Annotated in this window: 23 protein-coding genes; 12 read left to right on the forward strand and 11 right to left on the reverse strand. The window is 63.5% G+C overall.

Annotated elements, in window-relative coordinates; all coding sequences use genetic code 11:
• Nucleotides 1-4 precede the first annotated feature (4 nt).
• The 4 genes from UP06_RS37470 (at nt 5) to UP06_RS37485 (ending at nt 2,109) form a co-directional block, all read left to right on the forward strand.
• Nucleotides 5-487, forward strand: coding sequence for an MAPEG family protein (locus tag UP06_RS37470; RefSeq protein WP_050032610.1), 483 nt, complete (start codon nt 5-7; stop codon nt 485-487).
• Between the two features lie 76 nt (nt 488-563).
• A complete protein-coding gene (locus UP06_RS37475) occupies nt 564-1,139 on the forward strand; it encodes a hypothetical protein (RefSeq protein WP_045008639.1) in 576 nt (191 codons plus the stop codon).
• A gap of 12 nt (nt 1,140-1,151) precedes the next feature.
• Nucleotides 1,152-1,706: an inner membrane-spanning protein YciB gene (locus tag UP06_RS37480; protein WP_045008640.1), complete on the forward strand. Its 555-nt coding sequence runs from the start codon at nt 1,152-1,154 to the stop codon at nt 1,704-1,706.
• Nucleotides 1,707-1,812: 106 nt separating this feature from the next.
• Nucleotides 1,813-2,109 carry a hypothetical protein gene (locus UP06_RS37485; RefSeq protein ID WP_045008641.1) on the forward strand — a complete coding sequence of 99 codons (297 nt, stop codon included), beginning with the start codon at nt 1,813-1,815 and terminating at the stop codon, nt 2,107-2,109.
• 127 nt (nt 2,110-2,236) lie between these two features.
• Here the strand turns inward: UP06_RS37485 and UP06_RS37490 are convergent, their stop codons facing one another.
• Together UP06_RS37490 and UP06_RS42490 are read right to left on the reverse strand one after the other, a co-directional pair.
• Entirely contained in the window at nt 2,237-3,892 is a 1,656-nt protein-coding gene (locus UP06_RS37490; protein WP_045008642.1) for a fumarate hydratase, read from the reverse strand.
• 252 nt (nt 3,893-4,144) lie between these two features.
• On the reverse strand, nt 4,145-4,318 hold the full coding sequence (locus UP06_RS42490; protein ID WP_349509955.1) for a type II toxin-antitoxin system RelE/ParE family toxin: 174 nt from the start codon (nt 4,316-4,318) through the stop codon (nt 4,145-4,147).
• Between UP06_RS42490 and UP06_RS41820 the strand changes: the two genes are divergently transcribed.
• The 4 genes from UP06_RS41820 to UP06_RS37510 all read left to right on the forward strand — a co-directional run bounded on the left by UP06_RS41820 (nt 4,247) and on the right by UP06_RS37510 (nt 6,414).
• The gene (locus UP06_RS41820; protein ID WP_197087475.1) at nt 4,247-4,528 is read left to right on the forward strand and encodes a hypothetical protein; all 282 of its coding nucleotides are present in this window, start codon (nt 4,247-4,249) and stop codon (nt 4,526-4,528) included. The two genes, UP06_RS42490 and UP06_RS41820, sit on opposite strands and share 72 nt — an antisense overlap.
• Before the next feature lie 133 nt (nt 4,529-4,661).
• The gene (locus UP06_RS37505; protein WP_045008865.1) at nt 4,662-5,141 is read left to right on the forward strand and encodes a hypothetical protein; all 480 of its coding nucleotides are present in this window, start codon (nt 4,662-4,664) and stop codon (nt 5,139-5,141) included.
• Nucleotides 5,142-5,449: 308 nt separating this feature from the next.
• A complete protein-coding gene (locus UP06_RS41825; RefSeq protein ID WP_197087467.1) occupies nt 5,450-5,623 on the forward strand; it encodes a hypothetical protein in 174 nt (57 codons plus the stop codon).
• Nucleotides 5,624-5,739: 116 nt separating this feature from the next.
• Entirely contained in the window at nt 5,740-6,414 is a 675-nt protein-coding gene (locus UP06_RS37510) for a methyltransferase family protein (protein WP_045008644.1), read from the forward strand.
• A gap of 1 nt (nt 6,415) precedes the next feature.
• Here the strand turns inward: UP06_RS37510 and UP06_RS37515 are convergent, their stop codons facing one another.
• On the reverse strand, nt 6,416-7,123 hold the full coding sequence (locus UP06_RS37515; protein ID WP_045008645.1) for a glutathione S-transferase: 708 nt from the start codon (nt 7,121-7,123) through the stop codon (nt 6,416-6,418).
• Between the two features lie 229 nt (nt 7,124-7,352).
• Nucleotides 7,353-8,024, reverse strand: coding sequence for a hypothetical protein (locus UP06_RS37520; RefSeq protein ID WP_045008866.1), 672 nt, complete (start codon nt 8,022-8,024; stop codon nt 7,353-7,355).
• Nucleotides 8,025-8,214: 190 nt separating this feature from the next.
• On the opposite strand from UP06_RS37520, the gene UP06_RS37525 reads away from it, so the two are divergent.
• From UP06_RS37525 to UP06_RS37540, 4 genes are all read left to right on the forward strand, one after another.
• The gene (locus UP06_RS37525; protein WP_156163459.1) at nt 8,215-9,336 is read left to right on the forward strand and encodes an NrtA/SsuA/CpmA family ABC transporter substrate-binding protein; all 1,122 of its coding nucleotides are present in this window, start codon (nt 8,215-8,217) and stop codon (nt 9,334-9,336) included.
• Between the two features lie 14 nt (nt 9,337-9,350).
• Entirely contained in the window at nt 9,351-10,175 is an 825-nt protein-coding gene (locus UP06_RS37530) for an ABC transporter permease (RefSeq protein WP_245305645.1), read from the forward strand.
• Nucleotides 10,176-10,195: 20 nt separating this feature from the next.
• A complete protein-coding gene (locus UP06_RS37535) occupies nt 10,196-11,035 on the forward strand; it encodes an ABC transporter ATP-binding protein (protein ID WP_045008648.1) in 840 nt (279 codons plus the stop codon).
• A gap of 101 nt (nt 11,036-11,136) precedes the next feature.
• Nucleotides 11,137-11,862, forward strand: a complete 726-nt coding sequence (locus UP06_RS37540; RefSeq protein ID WP_045008649.1) for a Crp/Fnr family transcriptional regulator — start codon at nt 11,137-11,139, stop codon at nt 11,860-11,862.
• Nucleotides 11,863-11,872: 10 nt separating this feature from the next.
• Here UP06_RS37540 and atzF read toward each other — a convergent pair whose 3' ends face one another.
• The 7 genes from atzF to fliE all read right to left on the reverse strand — a co-directional run bounded on the left by atzF (nt 11,873) and on the right by fliE (nt 20,077).
• Complete coding sequence (atzF, locus tag UP06_RS37545) at nt 11,873-13,258, reverse strand: allophanate hydrolase (protein WP_045008650.1); 1,386 nt, start codon at nt 13,256-13,258, stop codon at nt 11,873-11,875.
• 168 nt (nt 13,259-13,426) lie between these two features.
• On the reverse strand, nt 13,427-14,419 hold the full coding sequence (locus tag UP06_RS37550) for a Tim44 domain-containing protein (protein ID WP_045008651.1): 993 nt from the start codon (nt 14,417-14,419) through the stop codon (nt 13,427-13,429).
• 322 nt (nt 14,420-14,741) lie between these two features.
• Nucleotides 14,742-17,315, reverse strand: a complete 2,574-nt coding sequence (cckA, locus tag UP06_RS37555; protein ID WP_045008652.1) for a cell cycle histidine kinase CckA — start codon at nt 17,313-17,315, stop codon at nt 14,742-14,744.
• A 154-nt stretch (nt 17,316-17,469) separates the two neighbouring features.
• Complete coding sequence (gene flhB / locus UP06_RS37560) at nt 17,470-18,549, reverse strand: flagellar biosynthesis protein FlhB (RefSeq protein ID WP_045008653.1); 1,080 nt, start codon at nt 18,547-18,549, stop codon at nt 17,470-17,472.
• An 11-nt stretch (nt 18,550-18,560) separates the two neighbouring features.
• Nucleotides 18,561-19,331 (reverse strand): flagellar biosynthetic protein FliR, encoded by a 771-nt coding sequence (fliR, locus tag UP06_RS37565; RefSeq protein ID WP_045008654.1) that lies wholly within the window; start codon nt 19,329-19,331, stop codon nt 18,561-18,563.
• Between the two features lie 17 nt (nt 19,332-19,348).
• Nucleotides 19,349-19,612, reverse strand: coding sequence for a flagellar biosynthesis protein FliQ (gene fliQ, locus UP06_RS37570; protein ID WP_007612284.1), 264 nt, complete (start codon nt 19,610-19,612; stop codon nt 19,349-19,351).
• Between the two features lie 156 nt (nt 19,613-19,768).
• Nucleotides 19,769-20,077, reverse strand: a complete 309-nt coding sequence (fliE, locus tag UP06_RS37575) for a flagellar hook-basal body complex protein FliE (RefSeq protein WP_045008655.1) — start codon at nt 20,075-20,077, stop codon at nt 19,769-19,771.
• Between the last annotated feature and the right edge of the window lie 9 nt (nt 20,078-20,086).

The raw sequence follows: 20,086 nt of genomic DNA on the forward strand, positions 1-20,086 counted from the left end.
TCGCATGCACATGCCCGCGATCACCGCGAACTATCTCGCCATCCTCGCCTTGATCTACGCAGCGCTCGCGCTCCAGGTGATCCGGCTGCGGCGGAGCAGCGAGGCTCCCTTCAACGACGGCGGCAATGCGAGCCTGCGCAGCGCGATCCGCGCTCATGCCAATTTCATGGAATACGTCCCCATCATCGCACTGATGGTCGCGCTGCTCGAAATGTCCGGCGCGTCGCCCTTGCGCATCCACATGCTGATGGGCGCCCTTTTGCTGTCGCGGCTGCTGCATCCGCTCGGCATGTACGCGACGCCGGGATCGCTGCGGTTCCTGATCTGCCGCGGCGGCGGCATCTTCCTGACCATCGGCCTCTTGATCTCTTGCGCGCTGACCATCCTGTCGCGCCTGCCCTGGGCCGCGGTCGCCGACCAAATCTCGGATCAAGCCATTGCAACAATTCAGTTTTTACAAGTCATTCACGTCATTTTGACACTGTAAAGATTTCGCTTGACCCAGTGCCGGCGCTGAACTAGTTATCTTTACACCGTAAAGATTGGCTCGACCGAGGCGGCCCATGACGATTTTCCTGATCCTTGCCCCCTATGGCGTCTACACTTTCCTGATGTTCGCGACGTCGGCCACCATCAGCGTGTTCGCGGCCTCCGCGATCTGCCTCGCGACAATCGCGATCGACGTTGTGCGCGGCCGCTCGGTGAAGATTTTAGCCGCGGGCTCGGCGATCCTGTTCGCCGCAATCGGCCTCACCCTCGCGCTGTTCGATCCGAAGCTCGGCACGCTCGGTGTCAAGCTCTCGGTCGATATCGGCATCTTTGTCATTTCGCTCGGCTCAATGCTCGCGCGCCGTCCCTTCACGCTGCAATATGCGATCGAATCCGTTCCGGCCGAGACCGCGGCGATGCCCGGCTTTCTCACCGCCAATTACATCATCACAAGCGCATGGACCGCCGCCGCCTTGTTGATGATGGCCGCCAACATCGTGCTGCTCTACTTCCCGGGCCTGCCGGTTTGGCTGGGTCTCGCGGTCGCCTTCGCCGCCCGCAACAGCGCGATCTACTTCACAAAGTGGTATCCCGAATATCGCCAGATCAAGTACGGTGCGCCGGCCGGCGCGCTGCCGAACAGGCACTGACAGGGATCGACGATGAAGGACGTATTCGCCCGCCTCGCCTCCGACTTCCTGTCGGCCATCGTCTTCCTGGTGATCTATCTCATCACCGACAACGTCATCCTGGCGACGTCGGTGGCGATTGCCGGCGCGATCGCGCAAGTGATCTATGCCCGCGTCAGGAAACAGCAGCTCAGCTACATGACCTACGCGAGCCTCGCGCTCGTCGTCGTGCTGGGCACGATCACGCTGCTGACCAACGATCCCCGCTTCATGCTGGCGAAACCCTCGATCGCGCATTTCGCAATCGGCGCGATCATGCTCAAGCGCGGCTGGATGCTGCGCTACATGCCGCCGATCGTCACGGAGACCGCGCCGGAATATGTGACGGCCGCGGGCTATGCCTGGGCTGCGCTGATGTTCGCAATCGGCGCCGGCACGATCGCGGTCGCCTCGACCGGCGATCTGAAACTGTGGGCGTTCTACATCTCGGTGGTTGCCGGCGGCGCCAAGATTTTGGCCTTTGCCGTGCAGTATGTCGTGCTCCGGCTCGTCGTCACCAGCCGCCGGCGCGCCGCCGCCCGCGCTTGATCGCCTCAACGGGGCGTTAGGCGGCCACCGCGAGTTGCGCTATACGCTCGGCCCAGGACTGGCTGCGGATCGTCGTGGCCCGCCGGGATCTGTTCGGGAGACGCGAATGGCCGTAGACGGCAACTGGAATCTGACCATGACCACGCCCATGGGCGAGCGCCAGGCGACGCTGACCCTGCTGAGCTCCGGCGGCACGCTGACGGGCACGCAGGGCGCGGAAGGCAATACCGCCGAGATCTTCGACGGCACCATCAGCGGCGACGCCGTCAACTGGAAGGTGTCCATCACCAATCCGATGCCGTTGACGCTCGAGTTCATCGGAAAGGTCGCCGGCGACAGCATGAGCGGCGAAATGGGCATCGGCCCGATGGGCAGTTTCCCGTTCACGGGGGTGAAGGCTTAAGCGCTCCTCTCGGGTCCCGGACAAGGAGCTGCGCCTGGCGCTGCTCCGCAGAGCCGGGACCCAGTCTCCACACGGCCCCCGGATCAGCAGCGCACCGCTTCGCGCTGCTGATCCGGGGAAAGTGGAGCTAGCCCAAATTCAACTCCTTGAAGAAGTCATTCCCCTTGTCATCAATGATGATGAACGCCGGGAAGTCGACGACTTCAATGCGCCAGATCGCTTCCATGCCGAGCTCGGGATATTCGAGCACCTCGACCTTCTTGATGCAGTGCTCGGCGAGGTTCGCCGCCGCACCGCCGATCGAGCCGAGATAGAAGCCGCCATACTTCTTGCAGGCTTCGCGCACCGCAGGCGCGCGATTGCCCTTCGCCACCATCACCATCGAGCCGCCGGCGGCCTGGAACTGGTCGACGAAGGAATCCATGCGGCCTGCCGTGGTCGGGCCGAACGCGCCGGAAGCGTAGCCCTCGGGCGTCTTGGCCGGGCCGGCGTAATAGACCGGATGGTTCTTGAAGTAATCCGGCAGCGGCTCGCCCTTCTCCAGCCGCTCGCGCAGCTTGGCATGCGCGGAGTCGCGCGCCACGATCATGGTGCCGGTCATCGAGACCCGGGTCTTGATCGGGTTTTTCGAGAACGTCGCCAGAATGTCCTTCATCGGCTGGTTGAGGTCGATCTTGACGACCTCGCCGCCGAGCGACTGCTCGACCTGCGGCAGATATTGCGCCGGGTTATGCTCGAGCTCCTCGAGATAGACGCCGTCCTTGGTGATCTTGCCGAGCACCTGGCGATCGGCCGAACAGGACACGCCGAGCCCGATCGGCAGCGAGGCGCCATGACGCGGCAGGCGGATCACGCGCACGTCGTGGCAGAAATACTTTCCGCCGAACTGCGCGCCGACGCCGAGCGACTGCGTCATCTTCAGAATTTCCTGCTCCATCTCGAGATCGCGGAACGCGTTGCCATCGGGCGAGCCGTGCGTCGGCAGCGCATCGAGATAGCGGGCTGACGCCAGCTTCACCGTCTTCATGCAGAGCTCGGCCGAGGTGCCGCCGATCACGATCGCGAGGTGATAGGGCGGGCATGCCGCGGTGCCCAGCGTCAAGACCTTCTCCTTCAAGAAAGCGAGCAGCCGGTCCTTGGTCAGCACCGAGGGCGTGGCCTGGAACAGAAAGCTCTTGTTGGCGGAGCCGCCGCCCTTCGCCATGAACATGAACTTGTAGGCGTCATCGCCCTCGGCATAGATCTCGCACTGCGCCGGCATGTTGTTGGCGGTGTTCTTCTCCTCGTACATCGACAGCGGCGCGACCTGCGAGTAGCGCAAATTGCGGCGCAGGTAAGCATCGCGCGCGCCTTCCGACAGCGCAGCTTCGTCGTCGCCGTCGGTGATGACGTTGCAACCCTTCTTGCCCATGATGATCGCGGTGCCGGTGTCCTGGCACATCGGCAGCACGCCGCCGGCGGCGATATTGGCGTTCTTCAAAAAGTCCAGCGCGACGAACTTGTCGTTCGGGCTCGCCTCGCCGTCCTCCAGGATCGCGCGGAGCTGCTTGAGATGGCCGGGCCGTAAGTAGTGATTGATGTCGCCGAAAGCCGCCTCCGACAGCGCCCGCAGCGCCTCGCGCGATACCACCAGCATATCCTTGCCCAAAACCTTCTCGACCCGGACACCCTCGGCCGTGATCTTCTTGTAGGGCGTCTCGTCCTTGCCCAGCGGGAACAGCGGGGTGTGCTTGTAGGGCGGAACGGGCTTTGACTGGTCGGGGAAAGCGGAGGGAGCGTTCATGGGGCGGGTCTCGGGTTTTGGAGCCCTCGCGCGGGCCCCCTAGCATAGAAGCGTTCTAAGCTTTTTTGCCGCAAAGGGAAGGGAGCGAATCGCCGACGGTCGTCCCGCTCTCGCATAGGGGGCAACATCTACCGGCGGCCCTCCTAAACGCCTCGTTCCTGTGCGCCGTGAAAGACCGCAGCGATCACAACCCGGCGGTGTAGTTCATCGACCTGATAGACCACGAGATAGGGCAATCGTGGCACCACCCATTCATAGAACCAGGCCAGCGTGCCCCATGAAAGGAAAGGAAGTCAGCAGTCCGATACTCTTGAAAAGTCGGTCCGTAACCTTCTTCGCTGCGACAGGGCTGTCTTGCGCGATCCAGTTGAAGATGCCCTCGAGATCAGCGATAGCCTGATCGTCGAAGACAAGGTCCATCGACATTTACGAGCCGAAGCGCTCGACGCGAGCGCGGGCCTCGGCGAGAGAGAGCAATTTGCGGTTTGGATCAGCGATCCGGCGACGCACTTCTGCAACCTGCTCATCCGTCAACCGGATTTCGTGCATATGCCTGACGTAGTCCAACAACGCGCCGGCTGCGGCGTCTTGCTCACCTTCCGGAAGTTGCTCGATTTGGCGAATAGCCTCTTCTAGGAGCTTTGTCATAGGGGCAACATAGCACGCCGGACGAGCTAGAACAGCCACTCCGCCCGTGGAAATGCACCTGCTCACCCTTGCACTTCGCGCGCGCCGACGCTTGAATGCGCCCTCCAAGGGGCTTTTCATCATGATTTTCAAACTGAACGTCCGCGGCGCGATTCTGGTCGCTGCCGCAATCACCGGCCTTGTCACCCTCGCCGCGCCTGCACGTGCGGACCAGTGCGACGACATCGCCAAGCAGCTCGCGAGCGGCATCGACGGGCTGAAGGTCAACTTCAAGGCCGCCAACATCATCTATCTGACGCATCCGGCGGCGAAGGAGCTGTCGCTCGGCTGCCAGGCCCAGGGACAGACCTATTCCAACGAGCTCTATGCCAAGGGCGATCGCAAGCCGACGCCGAAGTTTTTTGATCTGGTCGCATCCGCCGCAGCCATCACCTTCACGCTGCCGAAGGACGACACCACGACCGGTGCCACGCGCTGCCTGAAGCGCATGGGCCTGTTGCGCGGCGACAAGGTGTCGATGCGCTACAAGCGCCTCAACATGGAGTGCACGCGTACGAAAACGGACGCCGCGATCACGATCACGCGGCCGAAGGACGAGTAGGCGGGGCCGCTCCTCCGCTCTTTCCGCGCGCGGGCGGCGCAGGCATCGCGACGCCGCCCGCCACAGACTCCGTCATTACGAGCGCAGCGAAGCAATCCAGACTGTCTCCGCGGAAACAGTCTGGATTGCTTCGTCGCAAGAGCTCCTCGCAATGACGGGGATAGATTTGTCATTTCCTCACGACCACGGCGGGCGCGAAAACAGCGCATCTCACCGCACCGGATCCATCGCATTTTAACGATTGGCTTGACGGAAGTTTCGTCGCCCGCAGGGCAGGATCAATTGTTTCAATGTGTGAGGATTTGTGGATGAGTGTTTCCAGCGTTGCGCCGCCTCCTGTGACGATCGTGGTCCCGAGCTACGACACGACCAAGCAGCAGGACGACCAGGCCAAGACCAACGACAACGACCCGACCCATCAGCCGACGCCGCCCGCGCCGCTGCCGCCGGGCCAGGGCACGCGGATCGATCAGCTCGCTTGATCCGGCTGGCCTGCGACGGATCGCCCGATCCGGTTGATCGGGCCTTTCGCGTGTTCGGCCGCATCTTTGCCGGATAGCACGGCTATACTCGTGCGAGACTGCCCGGGGAACCGCGCATGATCACACGCCTGCTCTTGCAGAACACGATTCTCATCACCGCGATGGGTGCGCTGCTGTTCGCAGCCGCCGGCACGCTGCATTGGCCTGGCGCATGGGCGTTCCTCGTCATCTCTGTTTTGCTTGGCCCGCTCTGCGGCTGGTGGCTGTACCGGATCGATCCGGCACTTCTGGCCGAGCGTCTGCGGCCCGTTCTTCAGAAAGGCCAGCCAGCCGCCGACAAGGCCTTCATGGTCGTGTTCATCGCGGCGATGCTGGGCTGGCTCGTCGCGATGGGGCTCGACCAGCGCCATCTTGCATCACACATGCCGCTTGCATTGCACGCACTCGGTGTCGTGTTGTACCTCGCCTCGACGCTGTTCACGCTGTGGGTGTTCCGCGAGAACTCGTTCGCAGCACCGGTGGTGAAGCTGCAAGCCGAGCGCGCACAGCGCGTGATCTCGACCGGACCCTACGCCCATGTCCGTCACCCCATGTACAGCGGCATGATCCTGTTCTTTGCCGGCGTATCGCTGATACTCGGCTCATGGTGGGGACTTGCGATGGCGCCGATCTTTCTCGTGCTGTTTACGGTTCGCATCCGCATCGAGGAGCGCACGCTGCGTGAGGGCCTGCCCGGCTATGCCGACTATGCGACGCGGGTGCGCTATCGGATGCTGCCGGGGGTTTGGTAGCTTAACCGTCGAGTTCCTTGTAGCGGCGGAAGATGCCCTGCTCGTTGAAGGGGATGCGGCGCTCGCTTGCGAGGTAGGCCTTGATGTTCGGCCGCGCCGCGACGCGGTCGTGCAGGCTGACGAGACCGGGGATGTCGCCTTCGAACGCCTTCATGCGCTTCGGAAAGGCATAGCGCAGGCCGTCGACGATCTGGAACAGCGAGAGATCGACGTAAGTCAGCCTGCGGCCGGTGACATAAGTGCCGCCATTGTCGTCGAGAAGCTGTTCGAAATAGCCGAGATATTTCGGCACGCGCTCGCTCCAGAAGTCAGCCGTGCGCTTCTTGGCCGCCGGCTTCTGGTCTTCATAGTAGAGCGAAGGTCCGAGCGGATGATGGGTGTCGTGGATCTCCAGCACGAAATCGGTGATGGTGAGCTGAAGCTGGTGCACCCAGAGTTTGCCGGCTTCCGTCTTCGGCGCGAGCCCGTGGCGGGCGCCGAGATAGAGCAGGATATTCGCGGTCTGGCCGATCACGAGTTTTCCGGCCTTCAGGAACGGTGGCGCAAACGGCGGCGTGCCCTTATGCGCGTCCATCATCTTCATCATCACGGCCGTACCGCGCGGCCCGCGCGCGACGTCGACGTAAGCCGCACCCGCCTCCTCCAGCGCCAGCCGCACATATTCGCCGCGGCCCTGGATCTCGGGCCAGTAATAGAGCTCGTATTTCATGGGGGGTCCGTGCGGGTGGTAGCGATTGCTATCAATGTAGCATGCGTCATCGGGTTCCGTCAGCGTGGGACGGAGCGACTCTCGATGAACACTCCATCATTGCGCGCGCAGCGAAGCAATCCAGAGTCCCTCCGCGTAGACAGTCTGGATTGCTTCGCGGAGCCTGTCATCGGGCCGCGCTTCGCGCGGACCCGTTGGCTCGCAAGGACGAATGAGGGAGCTCAGTGTCTTAGTTCACCGCAAAACAATACAGCAGTCCGTCACCGCCGGTGCTCTTCAGATCAGCCTGCGAGCAGCCGCCATCGGGTCCGCGCGAGGGGTGTGCGGAGTTCCAGGATTTGACCGTCGGATTGGTCGCAGGGCCGTTGATGTCGGAGTGGCCGAGCATCGCGGCGCCTTGCGTGCTCGACGTCCAGTTCTTGCAGGTGCGGTCGTCGGAGCCCACAAACGCGGTGCCGTCGGGCTGCGATCCCGTGAGAATATCGTGCCGGTTGGGCTGGTCGCCATAGCCGTTCACAATCTCGCCCTTCTCGGTCAGCGCTGTTTCCTTGTTGATCTTGTTGGCGCCGTGCAGATCGGCCACGTCCTTGGCGACCGTGGCGCCCTTCGCATTCTGCCACGGTCCCTTGCCGATGCGGTCGCGCGCGTTGACGGCCGGCTTGCCGTCAGCAGCCTGCGTCGAGAGATAGGCGCGCCAGCTCCTGGTGCCCGCACCGGCCGATTGCGCGAGCTTCTGGCATTGGGCGTCGGCACCGTCGAGGCCGCCAAGATCGGCACCCTTGCCCGGCCCGCTCGAGGTCACGAAGAACGTCATGTCGGCCGACTGAGCCCGCACCGCTGGACTTGCGAAGACCGCGAGCGCAACGCCTGCTGGCACGATGACCCTGGCAAGAATGCTCATCCTATCCTCCCGGTTGTTCCTGCGACTGCCCCTGGCCAGCGCAGCTTTGATCTGCTGACATGAACCCATCACGGCGGGCATTATTCCGGCGGGCACCCGCCGCACGCGCATCACCTCGAGCGGCGCGGGACCGGTCGCCCCGAAGGCCATGTCGATTAATTGCTTCCCGAGACCGTAGCGCCGGGCGAGCATGCCTACGTGGGCCGATCCTCAAGCGATCGCCCAGGGGAGGATGCGGGAGTCTGTTGCGGAACCGTTCAGGGCGGTATCCGCGATCACATCGGGGCTGCCGCCGGGCGCGGCACGAGGGGAGATCGTCATGCACTGGAACACCGTCCGCCCAATCGCGGCAATTGCCGCGCTTTGCTGCCTTGCCATCGGTCCGGACTGCGCCTCGGCCACGGAATTGCTCAAAGCCCGGCTTGCGCAAAACCTCGGACCGATCTCCGGCCTTGCGATCGTCGCCAAATCGAAGGGGATTTTCGAAAAGAACGGACTGGACATCGCGGTCTCGAACTTCACGTCCGGCAAGCAGTGCCTGGACACCGTGGCCGGGGGCGGCGCCGACATCGCGACGACGGCGGAGGCGCCGGTCACCGCTTCGGCGATGGCAAACCAGCCCATCGCCTTCGTCGCCGGCATGGAATATTCCGACCTCAAGACGGTCGTTGCGGCCAAGGCCGGCATCAAGACCAAGGCAGATCTTCGCGGCAAGCGGATCGCATTCACTGCCGGCACCGGCAGCGAGGTTTACACGGCGACTTTGTTGAAGTCGGCGGGATTGACTCCCAAGGATGTCACCCTCGTCAACCTGCGGCCGCAAGAAATGCTGCCCGCACTTGCAGCCGGAAGCATCGATGCGTTCGACACTTGGGAACCCCACATCGCCAACGCAAAGAAGGCCCTGGGCGAAGCCGTCGCTGAGCTCGATACAACGGGCACTTACTCCGAGACGTTCAACATCGTCGTCATGAGGCCCTATCTGGATGCCAACCCTGCGGTGGTTGAGAAGTTCATCGCCGCACTGATCGATGCCGAGGTCTGGATGAAGGCACACCCGGATGAAGCGATCACAGTCGTGGCGGACGCGGTCGGCATGAAGCGGGACGAACTCGCCCCGATCTGGGCCGACTATGTTTACCGGGTGCGCCTCGACGACCGGCTGATCGAGATTCTCAAGACCCACTCCGCATGGCGCCTCGAGAGCGGCAACCATCCTCCGGGAGCGGCGATGCCCGACTTCAGCAAGGTCGTCGTCACCGAGCCGCTGAAGAAGGTCGCCCCCGAACGCGTCACCCTTTCGTGGAAATAGGCGCCCGCACAGCCATGCAGGACGGCACTTCAGCACGACAAGAGATTGCTCTCCGCACTGATGGTCGCGGTCGGCGGCCGGATTCAGCTCGTCTTCGCCGCCTCAATATTATGGTCGGAGCGCTTTCGCTTCCCTTGTTCATCGGCCTCTGGGAACTGGTCTCCCGTTCCGGGACCGTCAACATGGTGCTGTTTCCACCGCCGACGGTGGTCGCTGCGGCCGTCCTTGAGTGGATACGAAGCGGACAGTTCCTTGGCGATCTGCTGGCCAGCCTCTTTCGCGTGACCACGGGATTCATCGTGGGCGGCGCGCTCGGCATCCTGCTTGGTATCCTCACCGGCCAATTCCCTATTATTTCGAGCTTGCTGTCCCCGTTATTCCATATCCTGCGGCCAATTCCGCCGATTGCTTTCGTGCCGATCGTCATCCTCTGGTTCGGCCTGTCGGAGACGGGAAAACTGTTCCTCGTCGTATGGGGCGTGTTCTTCACGGTTTGGCTTTCGACCCATATCGGCGTGCAGAAGGTCGACCGCGGCCTGATTCGGGCGGCGTTGATGCTCGGCACGCCCCGGCGGCAGATGCTCCAAGAGATCGTGCTGCTGGGCGCGCTTCCCTACATCGTGGTCGGGTTGCGCACCGCCGTCAGCATCTCCTTTTACACGCTTGTCGCGGCCGAACTTGCAGGTGCTTTCGCCGGCATCGTCTACAGGATCGAGATTGCGCAGCAGAATTTGCAAACGGGCCAGGTCATGGGCGGGCTCGCAACGCTCGGGTTGATTTCGTTCATTGCCGACCGGCTGTTTGCGGCTCTTGCGGAACGTACTGTCTGGTGGCGTTGATGTCGGGACCTCGATCGATCATGAAACTGGCTCTGGCAAGTTCGCCAGCCTCCGTCGAATCCGCGTGCAAACAACCGGCCATTCAAGTCTCGAACCTGAGCATCGTTTTTGACACCAACCGCGGGCAGACCATCGCGGTGGATCGCGTTTCCTTTGACGTGGCGCCTGGCGAGTTCGTTTGCATCGTCGGGCCCTCCGGCTGCGGCAAGTCGACGGTGCTCAATACGATCGCCGGACTGGAGGTGCCGTTTGAAGGTGACATTCTGGTAGAGGGCTCGCGTGTCTACAGCCCGCGACCCGACGTGGGCATGGTGTTCCAGCAGCCGCATCTTTTCCCCTGGAAGTCCGTCCGCAGGAACATCGCTCACGGCCCCAGAATGCTTGGGAAGTCCAGGACGGAGGCGAATGCCATCGCCGACGATCTGATCGCGATGGTCGGTCTCAAGCGTTTCGCAGACGCCTATCCGAACACCCTGTCCGGCGGCATGCAACAGCGCGTCGCGATCGCGCGAGCACTGGCCAATCAGCCCCGCGTGCTGCTCATGGACGAGCCCTTCGGGGCCCTCGACGCGCAGACCCGGGCGGTGATGCAAGACAATCTGCTGGAGCTGCGCGACCGGATCAAGGCGACAATCGTGTTCGTCACGCATGACATCGATGAAGCCATCGTGCTGGCCGACCGCGTTCTCATCATGAGCGCGGGGCCCGGCCGCATCCTGCGCGAAGTCGCAGTCAAGCTGCCGCGCCCGCGGTCGAGCTCTATCATGGTCGAGCCAACTTATCTTTCCCTCAAGAAGGATTGTCTCGACGTCATCCGCGCAGAAGGGTTGCGGGCGTTCAATCAGTCGGACGCGAGCTGATCGCCAAGAACTCGCAGAGAACGCGCAGATCGAGAAGCCGACCGCAGCGCGCTGGCATGGTTCTTGAATAATCGATGCCGGGTCTCACAGCGGAGCCGGCTATGCACAGGGCGAACAGCGCGATAGCGGCAGGTGTGATGCTGGCTGAATCGGACAATCTCGTCAGGCCGCTGCCCGGCTTGCTGGACGGTCTCAACCGGGCTGATTGCAATCGCTTGCGTGCGATCGGACGCGAGAAGGCCCTGGAAGCCGGCCAGCTGGTTTGGTCGCAGGGCGACGCACAGGCCGGGATCTACCTGATCAGCGAGGGGCGCATACGCAGCTACTATGCGGCGCCGTCGGGGCGCGAGGTCACACTCGCCTACTGGTTTCCCGGCAACTTTGTCGGCGGCCCCGACATATTCGGAACGGGCCCGCACATGTGGACATCGGTTGCGGCCGAACGCAGCCGGATGACGTTCATGCCCGGGCCGGCGCTACGGCGGCTTGCGCTGGAATCGCCGGCGATCGCCGTCGCCTTGCTGGATGCCCTGGCCTTCAAGGCGAGATGCTATTCGGCGATGGCCCAGATGCTCGGGACGCGCTCGGTGACCGAGCGGCTGCATAGCCTGCTGATCTTCCTGTCGCACGTCTACGGCGTGAAGCGCGACAACGAGATCGTCGTCGGCATGCCGTTCACCCACGGCGATCTCGCCAATCTCATCGGGTCCACCCGCCAATGGGTGACGGTGCAACTCGCGCGGCTCCAGGAGGAAGGCGTGATCAGGTACGACAGATCCGTGATTTCGATCCTGGATCTTTCGATGCTCGGGCAGGAGACGGAATAATACCCGCCCTTCAGCCGCCAGATTTCACTTCGAACGCCGCTTGGCCTGCACTGGCCTCGAACCGCCGTGCCAGTCCGATCAGCGCGCGATCATGCCAGGCCGGCGCCAGCAGGGTCACGCCCATGGGCATGCCGTTCGGCAGTGTCGCGTTCGGAACCGCCACGCCGCAGAGATCGAGCAGATTGGCAAAGTAGGAGTAGTAGCCGAGGCGATTGTTCAGGGTGAGCGGATCGCGATCCATCTCCTCCAGCGTGAACGGCCGCGGTGCGGTCGGGACCACCAGCGCATCAATCCCCGCAAAGATCGCCTCGGCGTCGCGGCGAAGCCGGTGCAACCGGTGAATGGCACCAAACGTGTCGATTGCCGAATAGCCGGCGGCTGAGCCCAGCACGGTCCTTGTGACATCAAGCAGGAAGCCGGAATCGATGTCCATAAGCGAAGCGATGGCCGAGTGCCGCTCCGCGACCCAGGGTCCGCTGAACATCAACTCCCCGGCTTGGCGGAACGGGGCGAAGTCCACCTCAATCGCTGTTCCTCCGATCTGCGCAAAACGCGCGCAGGCGCGCTCATAGAGCTCGCCGCATTCCGGCATGCCGAAGCATTCGAGATCGGCCGACGCAATGCGGCCGAACCGGAACGATGGCACCGTCCCGCTGGCGAATGAAAAGGCCTTGGGCAGGCGGCTGTAGGGATCTTCGAAATCGAACCCTTCGATAATTTCGAGGATCGCCTCGCCATCGCTGACGGTATTGCAGAACACCGAAACGCAATCGATCGTCGGACAATTCGGCACCAGCCCGCGTGATGACACCAGCCCGACGGTCGGCTTGATCCCGACGATGTTGTTGAAGCCGGCAGGTATGCGGCCTGACCCGCCGGTATCGGTGCCGAGCGCGAACGCAACGTGCCCGGCCGCCACGGCGACCGCGGACCCGGAACTGGAGCCGCCCGCAATATAGCGCGCATCGGCAACCGACGCGCAGGGGCCATAGGGCGAACGCGCGCCGGACAGGCCTGTGGCGAACTGATCGAGATTGGTCTTCCCAAGGCAAACTGCGCCGGCCGCGGTGAGGCGTTCGACGCTGTGCGCGGAATGCCAGGGCGTGTAGCTGAACGCCGGGCATGCGGCAGTGGTCGGCATTCCCTCGACATCGATATTGTCCTTCACACCAAAGGGAATACCGAGCAGCGGAAGATTTTCGCCTGTCCGGGCGCGCGCCACGAGCTTGCGACATGCTTCGAGCGCTTCCTCCCGCGGGCGGAGATAGATCCAGCAATTGCGGTCGCGCTCGGCCTCGATCCGGTCATACGCCGTTTCGATCGCCTCCAGCGGCAGGGACGAATTCCAGGCGATGGTTTCGTGATTGGTCCTGGAGCACGCGACAGACTGACTCACCGAATATCTCCTTCTCTAACTAGCAGGAGCGAAATTGCGGGAGCTCGGCGCGGGCAACAAGCAATTAAATGCTTAGCGCAAATGGTCTGCCGTATCAGGATATAGGCGGCCCAAAGAAAAAGGCGCCGTGCCCGAGCACGACGCCTTGGTTTCTGATGTCGCGAGCGATCAGTTGGTCTGCTGGATCGCCGACAATTCCCATGCGCTGCCCGGGCGGCGGGCAAACGTCCAGACTTCGGTGATCTCGCCGGGCTGCTCGCTGCCGGTGACGATGGCACCGGTGTTGCGGTCGACCGTCTTGTCGGTGAGCGCGAAGCGCATCGCCACCGTTGCATAGTCGGTCTCGCCTTCGCGCCAGGCCTCAGCGAGGTCGCCCTGCAACAGCTTCACGTTGGACGTCTTGTTGACGACGTTGCGCGCGCGGTTCTCTGTGAGATCCTTCTCCAAATAGGAGACCATTTCCGGCGTCGCGAGCGTGTGCAGTTTTGCAACGTCCTCGTTCGACCAGGCAGCCTGGATATCGCTGAGCAGGCGCTCGAACGCCTCATAGTCGTCCGGCTTGATTTCGAGCGGCGCATTGTTGGCGCCAAAGCCAAAGCCGCCACCAAGACCGCTGCGATAGCTCGTCTGCGGTCCCGGACCGGCGCCAGCATCAGCACCGGCATAGGCCGCCTGCGGCGCGTTGCGGCGCTGCCACCAGGACATCGCCAACCGCACCACGAACACGACGAGCACGATCTGGATGATCAAGCCGAGGATCGACGACAGGCCGCCGAGGCCACCGAACAGGCCGCCACCGAACAGCATGCCCAGAAGGCCCGCGCCGAGGAAGCCTGCCGCGAGGCCGCCCAGGAAGCCGCCGCCGCGGCCGAACAGGCCGCCGCGCGCGGGCGCTGAGGCAGCCGAGTTCATGCCAGCGCCCGGCTGGGTGAAGGTGCGGTTGAACTGCGAGGTCGAGCCCGGGGCGGTCGAGGTCGACGGCGGGGCCGAGAAGGTCCGCGAGCCGCGCGAACCCGACGAGAAGCCGCCGCCGACGCGAGCGTCAGCCGACGAGATCGCCAGCGCGGTCGGCAGCGCGAGCGCCAGCACCACGGCGAGCGTCTTCACGAGACGGCGGGACCATTGCGAGAAATTCATGTTCGTTTCCCAAATCCCCAGCATGGGGATGTGCCCCTAAGATGGGCAGACTTCACCAAAAAGGAAGGTGGTTTCGGACCCCCCGGCTGCGGCCCTCAGTCGCGGGGATGGGGCAAAAGTCGATATTTGGCGGGGGTTTGGCGGGAATCTGGAGGGCTGTGGTCGCCGGTTACCGGCGGGTTATACGCGATATCTGCGCGATGTCGTCCTGGCGAAAGCCAGGACCCATTCCCCCAAGAGTTGGTTTTGCGAAGATCGGTCGTTCGGGATTGGCACCGGGGTCGACCGATAGATCACGCGGTATGGGTCCTGGCTTTCGCCAGGACGACAGCGGAGGTTGCCGTACTCACCCCTGCTTCGCCATCGTCTCCTTCACCGCCGCCACGAGCTGGCTGAGCGTGAATGGTTTTGGCAGGAAGTCGAACTGCTGGCCCTCGGGCAGGCTCTTCTCGAAGGCGTCTTCGGCGTAGCCGGAGACGAAGATGAACTTGATGTCGGGGTTCTTCTCGCGCATTGCCTTGAGCAAGCTCGGGCCGTCCATCTCCGGCATGACGACGTCGGAGACGACGAGATCGATGCCGCCGCTCTGTTCCGCCAGCACCTCCATCGCCTCGACGCCGTTCTCGGCCTCGACCACGGTGTAGCCGCGTGAGCGCAGGCCGCGAGCGTTCAGCGCGCGCAGGCCCTCTTCGTCTTCCACCAACAGGATGGTGCCTTGTCCGGTGAGATCGGCGCGCGGCTTGGCTTCCGCCGCAAGCGCGGCGTCCTTGGCGGCACCATGGGTCACCGCCGCCGGCTGCTCGACCTGCACCTCCGGCTCCGCATGATGGCGCGGCAGGAAGATGTGAAACGAGGTGCCCTGCCCCGGCTCGGAATCGACGTAGATGAAGCCGCCGGTCTGCTTGACGATGCCGTAGACGGTCGAAAGCCCGAGACCAGTGCCCTTGCCGACTTCCTTGGTGGAGAAGAACGGCTCAAATATCTTGTCGCGGATGTCGGCCGGAATGCCGGTGCCGGTGTCGGCGACCTCGATCCGGACATAGTCCGCCGCCGGCATGCCCTTGTAGGCAAGCTTGCCCGCGTCCTCGGTGGCAACGTTAGCGGTACGGATGATCAGCTTGCCGCCGTCGGGCATCGCGTCGCGCGCATTGACCGCGAGATTGACGATCACCTGCTCGAACTGGGAGACGTCGACCTTCACCGGCCAGAGATCGCGGCCGTGGATCAGGTCGAGCTTAACCTTCTCGCCGATCAGCCGGCGCAGCAGCATGGTGAGATCGCTTAGCGCATCGCCGAGATCGAGCACCTGCGGCCGCAGAGTCTGCCGCCGCGAGAATGCGAGCAACTGCCGCACCAGCGTCGCAGCGCGCGTCGCGTTCTGCTTGATCTGCATGATGTCCTGGAACGACGGATCGGTCGGCTTGTGCGCGTTCAGCAGGAAGTCGTTCGCCATCATGATGGCAGACAGCACGTTGTTGAAGTCGTGGGCGATGCCGCCGGCGAGCTGGCCGACCGTCTCCATCTTCTGCGACTGGTTGATCTGGTTCTCCAGCGCGCGCCGCTCGGTGGTCTCGAGCATGTGGACGATCGCAGCTTCCGCGTCGTTCTCACCGCCGTCGACCGGCGTGACGAAGAACTGGCCCCAGCGCTCCTTGGTGCCTTCCAGCGCGACCTCGACCGGCGCGATGTCGGCCTGGTTTTCCGCGGCCTGGTTGATGGCCGCGATCAGCAGATGCCGGTCGCGCGAACTGACCGCGCGGAAGATCGACTTGCTGGCGCTGTCGAGGCCGAGCGCTTGCCCGAGTTTGGCGTAACGGGCATTGGCGCGCACGACATTGCCGCCGCGGTCGACGGTGGCGATCGCCATCGGCGTATGATCGAAGAAGCGCATGAAGCGCACTTCGGCGGCGCGGTCGGGATCGCTGCGCTCGTCGCGGGCACGGCTGATGACCAGCGTACGCGACGGCCCGGGCGCGCCGTCGGCGCCGAAGGCGAGCTTGTGATAGAGCCGCACCGGCATGGTCTTGCCGGTGCGCATGCGCAGGTCGATGTCGAAGACTTCGGTCTTCACCTCGCCCGGCACCGCCACGATCGAGCTGAGCAGCGAGGCGCCGTCGCCGGAGACGATGTCGGCGAGCTTCAAGCCGCCGGAACCGATCTCGGCGAGGTCGTGGTCGAGCCAGTTCGCCAGCGTCGCATTGACATAGGCGAGCTCCCCGGCAGGATTGACCGAGAAGAAGCCGCACGGCGCGTGATCGAGATATTCGATCGCGTGCTGAAGTTCCTGGAACACATCCTCCTGGCGTTCGCGGTCGCGGGTGATGTCGGCGATCGACCACACCGCATATTTGGCCTCGCGCTTGCCCGTGCCGAGCGGACGGACCCGCATGCGCAGCCAGCGGCCCTGGCTGCCGTCTTGGCCGGAGATCCGCACCTCTTCCTGCTGCCGCTTGCCCTCGCGGGCCGCCTTGAGCAGGCGGAACACCGCTTCGGAGACGTCGGGATTGCCGATGAAGACGCGCTCGACGGGACGGACGTCCTGCGGACCGGAGGCGCCGGTCAGCGTCAGATAGGCCGCGTTGGAATAGACCACATGGCCGCGCGGATCGGTGACCGCGAGGCCATCGAAGGCGTGATCGGCGATGCGCCCCATCACGGGATCGTCGAGATTGCGATCAACGAAGCGGATGATGCCGGCGGCAAACGCAAACAGGTTGAACAGGCCGATCATCGCCAGCACGGCGAGGATGCCGAGGATATAGGGCTGCGCCTGCGCACGCCCGAGCGTCATCAGCCCGATGGCGACCGCGACGAGGCCGGTGGCTACCAGCAGCACCAGGGCAATGCTGCCCGAGCGTGGCGACGGCTCATGCGCCGCAACGGGCTCGCGTGACAGGTCGTGGTCGGTCTCGGCAGTCATTTCACGCTGCTACAGCCTGTCGGCAGAGAATCAAGGCGCTACGGGGCACGTGGGGTCCTCCCTGCCTGAATCGGACCCGCAGGCGCAAGGGCGGCAGGGGCGAAAGGTACGCTGATTCCCAGTTTACGGCCATTTCCGGTACTTTTCGGGGGTTTTATTGCCGTGCGGCACTAAATCCGCGCTTCATCCGCATGACGTAGCCGATGACTTCGGCGACTGCGTGGTAGTGCTCCATCGGGATTTCCTGGTCGATTTCAACCGTGGCGTAGAGCGCGCGGGCCAACGGCACGTTCTCGACGATCGGAATGTCGTGCTCGCGCGCGATTTCGCGGATCTTGAAGGCGAGGTTGTCGACGCCCTTGGCGACGCAGATCGGCGCCGACATGCCACGCTCGTAGGACAGCGCTATCGAATAGTGGGTCGGGTTGGTGATGATCACCGAGGCTTTTGGAACCGCCTGCATCATGCGCTTCTTGGAGCGCTGCTGCCGCAACTGCCTGATCTTGCCCTTGATGTGCGGGTCGCCTTCGGACTGCTTGAACTCGTCCTTGATCTCCTGGAGCGACATCTTCTGTCGCTGGAACCAGCTGCGATACTGGAAGAAGTAGTCGCCGATCGCGATGATCGCGAGTGCTGCAACCACCGCGCCGAGCAGATGGACGGTCATGCTGGTGATGGCGCCCATCATGGCGGACGGATCGAGATGGACCATCGCCTCCATGCGATGCCGCTCCGGCCACAGAATCGCCGTCATGACCACGCCGAGCACGACCAGCTTGCCGATGCCTTTCAGGAAGTTCGCGGCCGCCTGCTTGCCGAAGATGCGCTTGAAGCCGGCGGCGGGTGAGAGCTTGCTGAATTTCGGCGTGAGGGATTCGGCCGACCACACCAGCCGGTGCTGGAGCACGTTGCCGGCAATCGCCGCCAGCACCAGCATTAGCAGGGGTATGCCGACGGCCGCGAGCACCGCGACTTCGACCTGCTGCATCAGCGCAAGCAGGTTCCCGGGATCGGTCTTGATCATCCAGGAATTGGCGAGCAGGTTGCGCATCGGCGTCACCAGCCCGCTGCCGACCGACCCGGAGAAGGTGGAGATCACGAGCGTGCCGCCCGCGATCATGAACCAAGTATTGATCTCCTGGCTCTTGGCGACGTCGCCGCGTTCGAGCGCCTGGTCAAGACGCTTTTGCGTCGGGTCTTCTGTTTGACTCTCTGGATCGTTGTCTTCCGCCATCGATCACCTTGTCACTTGAGCGGCATCATCTGGTGCATCACACCGATGAAGTAATCGAGGTAAGTGCCCATCATCGCCGTGAGCACCATGGCCAGCACCATGAAGCCGGCGAAGATCGACAGCGGCACGCCGACGAAATAGACCTGCATCTGCGGCATCAGCCGCGCCAGCACGCCAAGCCCGATATTGAAGACGAGGCCGAACACCAGGAACGGCCCGGAAAGCTGCAAGCCGAGCAGGAACGCCGCGGAAAAGGCCCTTGTGGCAAGCGAAGCAACGTCGCCGCTCGATACGGTCTCGCCCGGCGCAAAGATCGCGTAGCTGTCGTTCAATGCCGCGATCACCAGATGATGGCTGTCGGTGGCAAACAACAGCGTCACCCCGAGCATGGTGAGGAAGTTGCCGACCAGCACGCCCTGCTGGCCCTGGGTCGGATCGACCGAGGTGACGAAGCCCAGCCCCATCTGCTGCGCGATCACGGCGCCTGCGACTTGCAGGGCCGACAGCGTCACGCGCGCGGTTGCGCCCAGCACGATGCCGATCACGATCTCGTGCAGCATCAAGACCAGCATCGGCGCAAGCGAACCCATGTCGACATGGTAGGCATCGCGATGCAGCGGCAGGATGATCAGCGTGAGCAGAAGCGCGATCGACAGCTTCACCCGTGTCGGGATGTTGGTCTCGCCGAGCCCCGGCAGCAGCATCACCATCGCACCGACCCGGGCGAAGGCGAGCATGAAGGCCGCGGCGAGCGCCGGCAGCAGCGAGACGTCGATGCGCATGTTAGGCGCATTGTGCCTCAACCGCCGATGATTCGCGACGATATCCGCAGCATGTGGGAATGGAGTGCGTCGGCCATGAAGGGCAGCGCCAACAACATCGTGGCAAAGATGGCCAGAATCTTCGGCACGTAGATCAGCGTCTGTTCCTGGATCTGCGTCAGCGCCTGGAACAACGACACCACCACGCCGACCACGAGCCCCACCACCATCAGCGGCGATGACACGATCACGATCGTCCAGATCGCATCGCGCGCGACGTCGAGGGTTTCAGGTCCGGTCATTACAGAATTCCCTTATTCAAACTTCTTCCCCACCGCTCCGGCGAGGACCACACAGTCCCTCCCCGTCATTGCGAGCGAAGCGAAGCAATCCAGACTGCCGCCGCGGAAAGACTCTGGATTGCTTCGCTTCGCTCGCAATGACGACGGAGGCCAAGATCAGATCGGCATCTTCATGATGTCTTCATAGGCCGCTATCACGCGGTCGCGGACCGAGACCAGCGTGGACACCGCGACGTCGGTGTCGGCCACCGCCGTCACCACGTCCATCACGTTGGCCTTGCCGGCGGCCATCGCCACCGTCTGCGCATCGGACTTGCGGCCGGACTCCATGACGCTGCCGACGGCGTCTTTCAGCATCGACGCAAAGGATTGCCCGTTTGCCTCGCTGCCCTTGCCGGCACCGCTGTTTTCCAGCACGCGGGCGAGGTTGGCGTAAGCATTGGCTGCGATTGTCGGTGTTGCCATGGCCTAGGA

This window comes from Bradyrhizobium sp. LTSP857, from assembly GCF_000938285.1.
Lineage (GTDB): Bacteria > Pseudomonadota > Alphaproteobacteria > Rhizobiales > Xanthobacteraceae > Bradyrhizobium.